Source organism: Mycoplasma sp. 2704 (genome assembly GCF_034863285.1).
Classification (GTDB): Bacteria; Bacillota_I; Bacilli_A; order Mycoplasmatales; family Metamycoplasmataceae; genus Mycoplasmopsis.
Window position 1 is genome coordinate 107,426 of record NZ_JAYFFD010000001.1, and the last position, 13,695, is coordinate 121,120.

Below are 13,695 nucleotides of genomic sequence, written 5' to 3' on the forward strand. Positions count from 1 at the left end.
CCTAGTTGTTAAAGTGTGAATCTATTTTCTCAATTTGCTCACTTGAACCTGTAATTCTAAGTGTTACATTGTGTGAATTTTCTTTTTTGTAATCATCAATTTGGTCAATGCCGAAACAATCTGAAACTGATTTAATTTGATTAATTTTATCTTGAATGTACTCACCATTTGCAAGTTCAAATGTAAGGTCAAGTGTTTTGTATGGTTCAGTATTAACTGATTGGAATTTTGTTGCTGCTTCGTTGTTTCTCATGTTTTTAATCAGATCTGTGAATAATTCTGCATAGAATGCATTTGTCTTATCAATTGATGGATGAATTTTACCTAATCAACCTAATTCAACTTGTGCACCTGTGTTTTCGTCAATATAAACAATTTTTGCAGATGCATTTGGATGAACTAAAGCATTGTCTTTTAAAGGGACAAATTCTAAATCTAATTTTACAAAATTAATAATATCTTGTTTCATTTCAAAGAATGATTTAGTTGTTGAAGCGAGACCTAAAACTTCATTAGAGTTCCCGATCATTCCTACTTCAAAAATGTTAATTGAGTTTAATTTACGTTTTTGATTGTAATCGACAACTTCTTGCAATGAAACAATAATTGAATTACGTACGTATTCTCTTTCTTTAGAAACGAATGTTAATAAAGGTCCAACAGTTTCTTTTAAGTCTAAAACTTTAAAGTCTGCTTTTTCTTTAGAAACAAGTGTAAATGTTCTAACTTCTGAATAACCCATTCCACTAATAATATTTTTTGTTCTATCTTTTGATTGTGTAATTAATGGAACGTTTTTAACAACTTCTTCTTTAAACTTGCTGTATGAATAGAATCTGAATAATTCTTCCATAACATCTTCAAATAAGTTAACATCATATCTATAGTTAGGAACTTTAACAGTGTCTACTTCAAAGATAAATCCTAATTTACTTAATTGATCTTTAGCTTTGTTAAATTCAACTAATTGATTGTCTAGTTTATTTGAGTAAACTTTTAATTTTTCATTATCAATTTTTATTTCTTTGTAGCTATCAAATTCAAATTCACCAATTGTATTTGAGACTTGTAAATCATTGCAGTATGATCTGATGAATTTAACTGCTAAACTTGCTAATTCGGGTGTAATTGTTCTTGCACCTTGTGCAGCTGAGTTTGAAATTAATTTAAGTTCTTTAGATGAATGTCTAACATCTGTAGACTTAAACACTCCAACTTCAAATAAATAATCATTTGTTTGCTCTGTAGCTTTCGTATCTTCTAGACCCATAGCACAAGCAACTGAAACAGGTTTATTGTTAGCAAAAATTGTTAAAACATTATTTAATTCAACTTCTTTATTTCCTAAAATAACTAATTTTCCTGAATAATAATCTGCACTTAAATTGTTTTCTAATTTTGCAGCATCATAAACGTGAGCAGGCACACCATAGTTAATTAATGTTAAGTTTGTTAAATTAACTGCTCAGTCAAATTTTGTATCGATACCGTGTTTTGCAAGTAACATTTTTTCATATAAAGTTGTTTCTTTTTTACCTTTAATTTCTGTAAATGATAAATGTTGTGCTTTGTTTTTATTAACTGTAAATTGTGTTGTAAATGAACTTGGTGTTTCTTTTAATACGCTTATAAAGTCAGTATCAAAATATGAAGCTAATTCTCTAGCTAAAACATAATATGAGTTCGCATCATTTCTGTTTGCTGTTACTGAAATTTCGATAAGTGTGTCATTAAGACCTAAAAGTTCCATTGCATCATCTTCAAGTGTAGCAAAATCGTTTGGTAAAACTAAAATTGAGTCAGTATATGATAAAAGTGAATTATCATATCCAATTTCAGATCATGCACCGAACATTCCTTGTGATAAAACTCCTTTAATTTCTTTGTCTGCGAAAACAAAATTTCCTTTTGATGCACCTGTTGGGAAGCAAATTGTAAGGTCACCTGGTTTTAAAATTCTATTATTTGTTTGAATTGTGTATTCACCTTGTTTTGTTAAAACTTTAACTACATCTAATTTGTCTGAATTAGGGTTAACTGAAACTTCTAAAACTTTTGCAAATACTAAACCTTTAACGTCAGAGAAAGGTGAAACTGATTCAACTTCTAAACCTAAGTTGTTCAATGCTTTTTCTACTTCTTTTGCATCTAACTTAATATTTGGTAAATATTTATTTAAATGTTTTAAAGATAAAATCATAAATTACTTTCCTCCTTTAGTTAAATCTCATTCGATTGGTTTTACATTATTTTGTTTAAGTTTTTTATTAATAGTTTTAAATAAGTGTGAATCTGCAAAACCTTTGTTGTAACTATATGGACTTGGGTGTGCAAGTTCAACTAAGTTTTTAGGATTAATTGCTATATCTTTAATGAATTGTTGTGCTTTTTTACCTAACGCAACTACAATAACATTAGGGTTTTGCACAACTACTTCCTCAACTACTTTGTGTGTGAAAGTTTCTCATCCTATTTTGAAGTGTGAAGCAGGCTTGCTTTGAGCAACTGTTAAAACTGTATTTAATAATAAAACACCTTGTTTAGCTCAAGAAACAAGTGAAGTTGTTTCTAATTTTGTTTTAGGATAATCTTTTTTAAGTTCCTTAAGAATATTATTTAGTGATGGAGCAAATTTGTCATCGTATGTTGAAAATGCTAATCCATCAGCTAAACCTAATGTGTGGTATGGATCTTGACCTAAGATAATAACTTTAGTTTCATTAACTTGGAAGAATTCAAATGGTTTAAATAAATCCATTTGGTGTGGAAAAACTTTAACTCCATTTGTTTCTTCTTCTTTTAATTTATCTAAAATTTTTGTAAAGTATGGTTTTTGACCTTCTGACTGTAATATTTTTAAAAAACTATCTTTCATTTTTAAATTGCTCCATTATTCTTAAATCATTTCTGTATAAATCTCTTATATCTGTAAAACCGTATTTAATCATTGTGATACGTTCAATTCCAATACCAGCTGCAAAACCGTTAAATGATGAATCAAAACCAGCCATTTCTAAAACACTTGGATGAAGCATACCGGCACCTAAAATTTCAATTCATCTATTTTTGTAAAATACATCAACTTCAACACTTGGCTCAGTGAATGGGAAGTAACTTGGTCTTAATCTGATTTCAACGTTTTCTTCTAAAACATATGAAAGTAAATCTTTAAGAGTTCAAATTAAGTTAGAGAATGAAACTTTTCCAACTGTAACAAAGTCAATTTGAGTAAATTGGTGTGAGTGAGTTGCATCATCTTCATCATTTCTGTAAACTTTACCAATAGCAAAAGTTGAAAATTCCTTATTAGGATTTTCTTCAAGAACTTTTGCAGTAATACCTGTATTATGTGTTCTTAATAAAGTTTGTTCTGTAATGTAAAGTGAGTCATGCATTCCTCTAGCTGGGTGATCATCTGGAATATTTAAACGTTTAAAGTTATATTCATCAGATACAATTTCACCATCTTTACGTTCATAGTATCCGTGTTGGAAAAATCAATCTCTTAATCTTTCTTCTACAAGTGTGATTGGGTGTAATGCTCCAGGTTTTAAAACAGGAATTGTTACGTCAATAAATTCTGAATTAATTTTCTTTTCAATTTCAAGTTTTTGAATTCTTTCTTCAGCTAACTTAAAGAAATCTTCATATTCTTTTTTAAGAACTGTAATTTTTTGTCCGATTTCTTTCTTTTGTTCAACCGGGGCTATTTTTAATTCTTGTTGAAGTTTGTAAATTTCTCCTTCATTTGAAAATACACTTGCTTTTGCTACTTTAAGATCTTCTAATGAATTAATGTTTTCTAATTTTAAATTCATCTAATCCTCCTTAATTGCTTCCTTGATTTTTTGTCAATATTTTTTGTATTTTTGTTCGTTTTCATTTAATCCAGCAAAATAAAATTCTGCTTTAGATAATTCTTTTGGTAAATATTGCTGATTAACATAACTATTTCAGTAGTTATGTGGATATTTGTAATCAACTCCATCACCTAATTTAGCCGCTGATGCATAATGTGAATCTCTTAAATGTTTTGGTATTTGATAAATTTGTCCTGAATCTAAGATTTGCTCTGTGTTTTCGATTGCAATGTATGTTGAGTTACTTTTTGGCGCTAGTGCAATATCAATAATTGCAAAAGCAATTGGTAATTTTCCTTCAGGCATTCCAAGTCGCTCAAAAGCTTCAATTGCATTTAGCACTCTTAAACTTACATTCGGTGAAGCGTGACCAATATCTTCATATGATGCACAAATCATTCTCCTGAATAATCCATCAACATCTCCACTTTTTAAAATCAACATCCCATAATACAGTGCAGCATTTACATCTGAACCTCTAAGAGATTTATGAAATGCAGATAAATTGTTGTAATGTGCACTTGAATTTAAGTCACTGTAGAAGTTAATATTTGGAATAACTTGTTTCAGTTGCTCTTTAGTAATTTCTACACCTGGATCAGAACATAAAATGAGCATATGTAAATTGTTAATACTTAATCTTAAGTCTCCTGAAGAAAATCTAGCTAAGTTTTTTAGAACATCCATACTAATTAAATAGTTAGGAAAACTTTCCTTAACAATTTGATTAAGTTTCTCTGCGATTTCATCTTCTGAAATCTTAAAAAACTGCACAATTTGCATTCTACTTCTTAGAGCAGGTACAACTTTAAAGTAAGGGTTTTCTGTTGTAGTTGCATAAACAATAATCTTGTCAAATTCTAGATAAGATAACAAAATGTCTTGCTTATCTTTATTTAATCTATGTATTTCATCGATGATGATTACATCATTATTTTTCAAAATATTAATTAATTTATCTTTATTATCAACTGATGCGTTAAACAAATCATACTTAAGACCTAATTGGTTAGCCAAAATCATTGCACTTGTTGTCTTACCAGTTCCTGATTCACCAAAGAAAATAAAACTTGTTGTTATTTTGTTTGCAATAACTTTTTCAAGTAATTTAACAACGTGCTTTTGTCCAACAATGTCTTCCAATTTAGTTGGTCTAATTAAATTTGCTAGATTTTTATTGTTCATAACACCCTTTTAGTTAATTAATAAAATAAATTTTATTAATTATACATTTTTATTTTTTTAAAGATTGCACTTTGTTGTTTAGTTTATAGTAATAAAAGTTTAAAGTAGCAAAACTTTTAAAGCTTGCACACTATTATAAAAATAAAAATAACTGCTTTATAGCAGTTAAATTTAGTCAATTACATATTGTGATATGGTACATTAGTTTTAACAAAAATGAATTTATGATTTGGAAGCATTTCTTGAAGTTGTTCATACATATCAAGCGCAAATACTTCTTCATCTAAGTGTGGAACTTCTAAAATGTTTGTGTTTGTTTGGTCAAATACGATTCAGTCACTTCATCTAAAGTCACTTGAAATGATTAAGTCACATTTTGTAGCTAAATCATTAATTTGTCCAATGTATCCACTTCCACTTAAGATTGCAACTGTTTTGAATTTTTTATCGTAGTTTTCAGGTGCAACATTAGTTCTAAATGAGTGCAATCCTAATCTTTTTTCTAATAATTCTTTAATTTGGTTTAATGATAAATTAGCATCAACAACTGATGAGAATTTTTGTGTTAATTCTTCATTTTGTTTCGCTTCTATACCCATGTATCTTGCAATTTGGTATGAAGTACCTTTTGGATCACAGTCATAATTTGTGTGCATTGAGAATGCTGTAATTTGGTGTTTTCTAAGTAAATTTAAGATTTCTCTTTTGTATGGTGCTTTGTAATCTTCGTCAATTCATCTTCTTTCGAATTTGAATGGGTGGTGTGTTAAGATAACGTTGCAATCATTGTCAATTGCTTCTTGAAGCACTTCTTTTGTAAGGTCGATTGCTAAAACTGCACCTTTGAATTTTTTAGCTTGAACTGTTTTAACTGAGTACCCTGATGGATCTCAAATTTCTTTGTTTTTTAATGGGTACATTTTGTTTAATAATTCAATAAAATCTTTAATTTTTAAACTTTTTTCTCTCATAATATCAATTTTCCTAATTTTGTTTAATTGTTGTTTTTAGTTTCTAATAAAGTCTTTTAAGTTTTTACCGTGTTTTGGATCTGATTTAAGTTTACGTAAGATTTTATTTTCAATTTGTCTTACACGTTCTTTAGAAACTCCTCCACGGTCTAGTGCTAATTCTTCTAATGAGTGCACTCTGTATTTATTTCCATTTTCATCAACACCGATACCAAAACGTTTACAAATAAGTTTTTTATCTTCTGGATCAAGGTTGTTAACCATATCTAATAAGATTTCTTCTAATTCTTCTTGTGAAGCATAATCAACCGGTGAAACAATGTTGTCATCTTTAACAAAGTCACTGAATGATGAATCGTTTTCTTTACCGACTTGTTTATCTAATGAAATAGGGTCGATATTAATTTTTCTAATGTATCTAACTTTAGCAGCATCATATCCATTTTGGTATCTTTCTGCAATTTCCTCATCAGATGGTTCTCTTCCTAATTCTTGTTGTAATTCACGTTCAATTTTTGAAATTTTGTTAATTGTTTCTACCATATGAACAGGCACACGAATTGTTCTAGCTTGGTCAGCTACAGCTCTTGTGATAGCTTGTCTAATTCATCAAGTAGCATATGTTGAGAATTTAAACCCTTTGTTAACGTCATATTTTTGAACAGCTTTTAAGATACCTGAGTTACCTTCAGAAATTAAGTCAATAAATGTAAGTCCTCTGTTTTTGTATTTTTTAGCATTGTTAATAACTAAACGTAAGTTTCTTTGGATGAGTTTATCTCTTGCTCTTTTTCCTCTGAAACCACCTTTTTCCATTAATTTAGCTAAGTGTTTTTCTTCTTCTAAAGTTAATAATTCTCCATATTTACCGATTCAACGCATATATCATTTAACAATGTCATTTGTTTCAGTAAGTTTGTTTGATAAGTTGTATTTAATTTTTGTATCGTCAACTAATTCGATTGGTTCATCATAAGTTTCAAAAACTAAATCCATATCATCAAAACCTGAATCAATCCCTGCATCATCAAAGAATTCATCACTTAATCTTTCAACTTCATGTTCTTTTTCTTCATCTTCCTCTTCTTCTTCATCAGCTTCTATTTCTTCATCTGGAATTGTATAGTAATCTTCGTTTTCGTCTTCTTCATAATACTCATCATCATCATCCATATCATCAGAATCAAAGCCACCGTCAAAGTCAGGTTCCTGATCATCAAGGTCAGTTAATTTTTCAAAATCATAGTCATCTAAACTTTTTTCTTTTGCTTTCTTAGATTTTTTTGATTTTGCTGGCGCTACATCTTCAAAATCAGCTTCTGTATAGTCATCATTGTCACCAAAGTCAACATCATCAATAATAATATTGTTATCTTTCAATTCTGACATAAAATCATCAATAGTGTCTTCATCAATAGATAAACCTTTTGAGCTTAAAATATCAAAGACTTCTTCTTGAGTTAAGTAATCTTTGTGGTGCTTTTTAAGCTCTCTCTTCATATAATTAATAATCTCTTCAAATTTATACATAAATTATCTTCCTCTCTTCTTATCAGGTTTATTTAAGTTAAGTTTTTTCAAGTTATTTATTGTGTCAACAAGATATGGTGGCAATGGATCTCCCTTAGGTAAATCTGCAATTGTTTGTTGTATAAATGGTTCTTGTTCTACTATATACGAATTAAACGAAAGCATACTTGTCTCTGTAAAGAAAGTTGTTTCTTCATATAACTCGTGTAAATAATTTTCAATAATTTCTGAATTAACTTCAGCTTCAGTCATTCCACAATTTTTAAGTAAATATTGCTTGAATATGTCTAAATAATTTTCATTTAAATATTGTGCGGTGTTTTTCGTGACTTCTTTGTATAGTTTGCCAATTTGAGTTGGGTAGCTAAAAACAGCGGCAATATGTTGAGTTTGTTTTAAGATATCCAAAATATGAGGGTTCATCATAGCTTGAGTTAAGATTTTCAATCTATTTTGAATACCTAAAGTAGTGAGCTTGCTGTAAAAATCTTTTTCATCAAACCTAACATTGTTAAGTGCTTGAACAAACCCATCATATGGATCAATAGGTGCATAGGGGTCACTTGCAACAAATTCATCATACTTGACTTGTTCTTGAATTTGTCTTTTAGGAACAATTTTTAGTTCGTAGTTAAATTCTCTTTGTAATTGTGATTTTAAATATTGTTGTTCTTTTTCGCTAAATAAATCAAGGTATTTATTAAGTTGAACGATAAACAAGTTAAAGTGATTAAAATCATAATTATCACTGCTGATTTGATGTTTTATTTTTAAACGATCGTAAAGAAAGTCAATAGCAGATATTTGTGAATTGTTAATCAAGTCAACTAAAGTTTGTGCACCGTATTCATTTAAAATTTCGTCAGGGTCTTTTGAATAAGTGTTATTAATAATAGAAACATCAAAATTGTGTTCTAATAATCTACTTAAACTTCTAAATGTTGCCTCAATTCCTGCTTTATCATTATCAAGGAACATTAAAACTTTTGTGTTTTTGATAAGTGCTAAATGTTCTTTAGTAAGTGCAGTCCCCATAATTGCAACTACGTTTTCAATTCCTGCTTTATAACAAGCAATAACATCCATATAACCTTCAACAATTACAACTTGTTTTTTAGTTCTAATTGAATCTTTAGCATTATGGTAGTTATATAAAATTCTCGATTTGTTAAATGCAACAGTTTCTGGAGAGTTAATGTATTTAGGTGAATTAGGATAATTGTTATTTAGTTTTCTTCCACTAAATCCGACAATGTGTCCATGTTCATTAGCAATACCAAAAGTTACTCTATCCCAAAATAACTCATGCATATCTGCATTAACTAATCCTGCTTGTTGCATTTGATGTGTTGAATAATTTAAATTAGTTAAATAATTAACCAAAACATTTTTAGGTGCATAACCAATGTTGAATTTTTCTCTAATTTGATTGTCAATTTTACGTTTAGCTAAATATTCTTTAGCAGCTTGATTGGTTAAATATTGAACTTTGTAAAATGAGTTAACAATGTCTAAAACATCAGTTATTTCAATTACTTCTTGAGAATAATTTATTGTTTCAGTTTGCTTATATTGTTCAAAATCAAGTTCAATATTTGCTCTTTTAGCTAAATATTCTAATGTGTCTACATAAGAAATGCTTTTGTATCTTTTCACAAACTCAATTACGTCACCAGCAGTTTCGCAAACAAAGCATTTGAAAATTTGCTTAGCTTGAACAACACTTAAACTAGGTTTAGTGTCTTGGTGAAAAGGACATAGTCCAACATAACTATTTCCCTTTTTATGTAATTGAATAAATTCAGAAATAACATCAACAATATCATTTGCATGCTTAATTTGATTTGTTATTTCAGAAGTTAATCTTGCTGACATTATTTCCTCCTTTGAATTAATTTAGTTAGTTTTATTTTTGAATAAATGAAATTACTTGGTCAATTGATACTCTGACTTGTTCCATAGTATCTCTGTTTCTTAAAGTAACTGCGTTATCTTCTAACGTGTCATAGTCAATTGTTAAACATCAAGGTGTTCCAATCGCATCTTGACGACGATATCTTTTTCCAATTGAACCAGCTTCATCATAAGTTACTGAAATTCCGGCAGCAACTAAATTGTTAAAAATTTCTTTTGATTTTTCATTTAACTTTTTAACAAGTGGCATAACAGCAACTTTGTAAGGTGCAATTTCGTAAGGGAAACGTAAAACAATTCTTGAATCATTATTTTCTAATTCTTCTACATCATAAGCACTTGTAATTACAGCTAACATTAAACGATCTAATCCGATGCTTGGCTCAATTACATATGGAATAACTTTTGTATTAGTTTCAGGATCTAAGTAATCAAGTGATTCTCCTGTTGCATTCATATGTGACTTAAGATCGTAATCAGTTCTGTTAGCAACCCCAAGTAATTCACCTCAACCAAAAGCAAAATTAAATTCAATATCACTTGTTCCTGCTGAATAGTGAGCTAACTCTTCTGGATCGTGAGCTCTAACTCTGATTAAGTCTTTTGAAATTCCTAATTGTTGTATAAAGTTATAAGCTTTGTTTACATAGTAGTCAAATCATTGTTGTGCTTCTTCTGGTTTTGTAAAGAATTCAAGTTCCATTTGTTCAAATTCCCTTGTTCTGAAAATGAAGTTTCCTGGAGTAACTTCATTTCTAAAGCTTTTTCCAACTTGTGCTACACCAAATGGTAATTTAGCTCTCATTGTTCTTTGAACGTTTTTGAAGTTAATAAAAATACCTTGTGCTGTTTCAGGTCTTAAGTAAACTTTTGATTTAGCACCCTCAACAACTCCTTGAGAAGTTTCAAACATTAAATTAAATTTCTTAATGTCTGATCAATCTGTTTTATCTCCTTCATATTCTTTGATGTGCTCTTTTACAAAAACAACCATTTCATCAAAGCTCATTTTTTCAGGAATTAAATCAGGATTTACTTCTTGAATTAATTTGTCTGCTCTATATCTTTTTCCATTAACTTTGTTTTCAATTAAAGGGTCAGAGAAGTTAGAAACGTGACCACTTGTTACTCAAACTTGTGGGTTCATTAAAATTTTTGAGTCAATTAAGTAGTTATTAGTTTCTTTGATAACAAATTCACGTTTTCAAGCTTGCTCAATGTTATCTTTTAAAAGTGAACCAAGCGGTCCATAATCTCAAGTATTTGACAATCCTCCATAAATTTCACTTCCTTGAAAAACAAATCCAGAGTTCTTCAAGTGATTAACAATATCATTCATTTTATTTTCTCTATTATTTAGCATAATTGTAATTTTATCACTAAACGCTTAATAAAAAATTTATTTTTTATTATCATAATTTGATTAAATTCAAAGAAAAAAGCAAAAATTTTTGAATTTTGTTACACATTTGATTTTTACACTTTGCTATTAATTTCAAAATATGTTTATCCCTTACACACTATGGAAAACATCTAAAAAATAGCTATTTTTTCTTAATTTTTGCGAAAAAAAAGCAAAAAAATACCGTTTTTCCCTAAATTATAGGGATAGAAGTAGACAAATATATCATCATTATTTGTAAAAAAGCATTTATAATTAAGAGGAACGAAAGTTTATTTTATATAACGTTATACAAAATTACTTATTTAAACAAAGGAGATATATGAAACGTTTACAATGTTTATATAGACCTAACAAGGATAAAAACTACCCTTGAGCTCTTAAACACCCAAAAGTTGAAAGTCCTTTAGCTCTATTCAAAACTCGTAAAGACGCTATGACCTGATTCTTATCATTAGGTTACGAGTGTGCAACTTGATTCCAAACAGATAAAAAAATCTGAGGAGGAATCGTTATCGAATTTAATGATGAAGATTCAAAAGGAAATATCATTCCTGAATTCGAACTTAACGTTGATAAATTCGACGGTGGTTTAGATTACGAAGAAACAGTAGAAGAATTAGCTATTGATCCAAAATCAATGAAACGTGATGACAAAGCAGCTAAAAGAAACTTAAAAGAAGTAGTTGATTTCAAAATCATTAAAGATCACGAAACATACTTCCCAGCTGATGATGATTACGTTTACGAAAGAAAAAAATCTGCTAAAGACTTAGAAATTGAAAAATTACAAAATGAATTAAGCAAAAAAGAACAATTAGAAAAAGAAGTTAACGAACTTCAAGAAAAATTAGCTAACTCAGTTACAAAAGAAGTTTTAGTTGAAAAATTTGTAGAAAAAGATGTTGAAGTTTTACCAGTGTGTGAAGATAAAATTACAGAATATGCATACATTAGAGACTTAATGATTTCAGACCAAATCAAAGTATTAGCAATCTACGCTAGAAAACTTCGTTTAACAGCTGCTTCATTACCAGAAACATTAACATCAATAGAAGACATCAAACGTATTGAAACAAACTTTGAAAATGTTTTAAAAGCTGCTAAAGCTCTTAAAAAAGATGTTAAAGGAAATGAAGAATACAAAGAATTATTAGCTGCTATTGTTGCTACTATTTCTAAAGCAATGCAAGAATTTGCTGACAAAGTTAAAGGAAGCGAAGAAATCGAATTCAATGCTGAAACAGAAGTTTACTCAGTATGTGAATTAGTCGGAAACATTACTTTAGCACAAAAAACTTCATACGTATTATTCAACAACTTACACGTTGGATTTGTTAAAAAAGACAGCTACGACTACTCAATCTTCTTAGGTGAAGAAGCTCAAAGACAACATTTCTTAGTATTTGAATCTGTATTATCAGATGGTGTTGTTTCAGCTGAAGGCCAAGTCGTTACAACACGTTCAAGAGCTAGTCTTTTAGCAATTTTCTTAATTGTTTTAGGATACTCAATCTTAATCGTGTTAGCAATCTTATTAGGATTAGGATACATCATTTAGTTTTAATCCAATACGCAAGGCTTAAACGCCTTGTTTTTTTTATTCTCTGAATGTGTTAAAATTTATATAAATATAAATTTAAGACAAGAAGGTGTAAGATGAGACTATCATTAATTTCATTAAAAAATAACTCAGTTGAAAAAGTAAGAGAATACTTAGAAAGATTAAAAGATCAAAGTGCACAAAACTTTGAAGTTATTCTTTGTTTAACTGAAAACTCAAAAGCAATTTTCAAAGTTGCTAAAGATTACTACCAATTTTTCGGTAACAGACTTATTATGATTTTCAACACAAAAAGCACTTCATATCAACACAATTTAATTAGTGCATTTAGAGTTGCAAAAGGTGAATTTATTACTGTTTTAAATTCAGATTCAACATTTAGAGACAGTTATGTTGAAAACATTTTAGAACAAGCACAACGTTGAAATGTTGATGTTTTAGAGTTCAAACCAAAACTAATCGGTTCAGTTAGATTCAAACCAAAAGAAAGAGCTGAAATGAGCCAAATGTTTGATTTAACTAAAAATTCATTACCATTAGCATATAGTTTTCCTTTCATCTTCAACAAAGTTTTCAAGAAATCATTAATTAAAAAATTCATTAAATATAGACCTCAAATTTCAAACGATTCAATTATGTGTATTGAAGTTACATACAGTCTTTTAATGAACGCTAAAAAATATAAATACCTTGATTATAAGGTTAAAAGAGATTTTATTTCATCAGACATTTGATTGAACACACAAAATTATGTTAAATCATTTGACATAATTAAACAAATAGCAAAGAATCAGAATTTAAAGATTAATGAAGAATTAGAATACGCAAAATACTACTTCTTAAAATTACTTCTTTCAGGTTTCTTAAAAGCAAACTACTTCTTCTATAAATTATTCAATGTTCAAGATGATGAAGTTAGCGAAAAACGTAGTTCATTCCTAAATGATAAGCACGCTGAAATAATTAAGAAAATCGAAGATACACCAGATTTTAAAACATTTTTAACAACCAACTATTATGTTCTACTTGATAATGATGAAACTAAATTACTAAAATCTAAATTCTCTAAATTAAAGGCAGATAAATTATTAAAAGGACTTGAATAATTAACTTTCCATATGAGCTTTCTCATATGGTTTTTTAATGCAAAAAGTCAAAAATGCACCATAAAATTACTAAAAATTTTATTTATCAATAGATGTGCTAAAATTTATATATATTAAAATATATATAAAGGAGAATTTACAATTCAAATTGTAATCAAGTACA

10 protein-coding genes are annotated in these 13,695 nt (G+C 28.7%); 2 read left to right on the forward strand and 8 right to left on the reverse strand.

Features of this window, described 5'->3' with window-relative positions; translation table 4 throughout:
- Window position 1 precedes the first annotated feature (1 nt).
- From VBM90_RS00240 to VBM90_RS00275, 8 genes are all read right to left on the reverse strand, one after another.
- Entirely contained in the window at window positions 2–2,200 is a 2,199-nt protein-coding gene (locus tag VBM90_RS00240; protein ID WP_323176409.1) for a phenylalanine--tRNA ligase subunit beta, read from the reverse strand.
- Between the two features lie 3 nt (window positions 2,201–2,203).
- A complete protein-coding gene (locus tag VBM90_RS00245; protein WP_323176410.1) occupies window positions 2,204–2,875 on the reverse strand; it encodes a uracil-DNA glycosylase in 672 nt (223 codons plus the stop codon).
- Window positions 2,865–3,818 (reverse strand): phenylalanine--tRNA ligase subunit alpha, encoded by a 954-nt coding sequence (gene pheS / locus VBM90_RS00250; protein WP_323176411.1) that lies wholly within the window; start codon window positions 3,816–3,818, stop codon window positions 2,865–2,867. Before pheS ends, VBM90_RS00245 begins: the two co-directional genes overlap by 11 nt.
- Complete coding sequence (locus VBM90_RS00255; protein ID WP_323176412.1) at window positions 3,819–5,045, reverse strand: replication-associated recombination protein A; 1,227 nt, start codon at window positions 5,043–5,045, stop codon at window positions 3,819–3,821.
- A 179-nt stretch (window positions 5,046–5,224) separates the two neighbouring features.
- Window positions 5,225–6,016, reverse strand: a complete 792-nt coding sequence (locus tag VBM90_RS00260; protein WP_323176413.1) for a Nif3-like dinuclear metal center hexameric protein — start codon at window positions 6,014–6,016, stop codon at window positions 5,225–5,227.
- Window positions 6,017–6,052: 36 nt separating this feature from the next.
- Window positions 6,053–7,546, reverse strand: coding sequence for an RNA polymerase sigma factor (locus tag VBM90_RS00265; RefSeq protein WP_323176414.1), 1,494 nt, complete (start codon window positions 7,544–7,546; stop codon window positions 6,053–6,055).
- Window positions 7,547–7,549: 3 nt separating this feature from the next.
- Complete coding sequence (gene dnaG, locus VBM90_RS00270) at window positions 7,550–9,421, reverse strand: DNA primase (RefSeq protein ID WP_323176415.1); 1,872 nt, start codon at window positions 9,419–9,421, stop codon at window positions 7,550–7,552.
- A 31-nt stretch (window positions 9,422–9,452) separates the two neighbouring features.
- Window positions 9,453–10,823 carry a glycine--tRNA ligase gene (locus VBM90_RS00275; RefSeq protein ID WP_323176416.1) on the reverse strand — a complete coding sequence of 457 codons (1,371 nt, stop codon included), beginning with the start codon at window positions 10,821–10,823 and terminating at the stop codon, window positions 9,453–9,455.
- 361 nt (window positions 10,824–11,184) lie between these two features.
- Between VBM90_RS00275 and VBM90_RS00280 the strand changes: the two genes are divergently transcribed.
- Window positions 11,185–12,423 carry an MAG3090 family protein gene (locus VBM90_RS00280; RefSeq protein ID WP_323176417.1) on the forward strand — a complete coding sequence of 413 codons (1,239 nt, stop codon included), beginning with the start codon at window positions 11,185–11,187 and terminating at the stop codon, window positions 12,421–12,423.
- A gap of 98 nt (window positions 12,424–12,521) precedes the next feature.
- Window positions 12,522–13,532 (forward strand): glycosyltransferase, encoded by a 1,011-nt coding sequence (locus tag VBM90_RS00285; protein WP_323176418.1) that lies wholly within the window; start codon window positions 12,522–12,524, stop codon window positions 13,530–13,532.
- The last annotated feature ends 163 nt before the right edge of the window (window positions 13,533–13,695 follow it).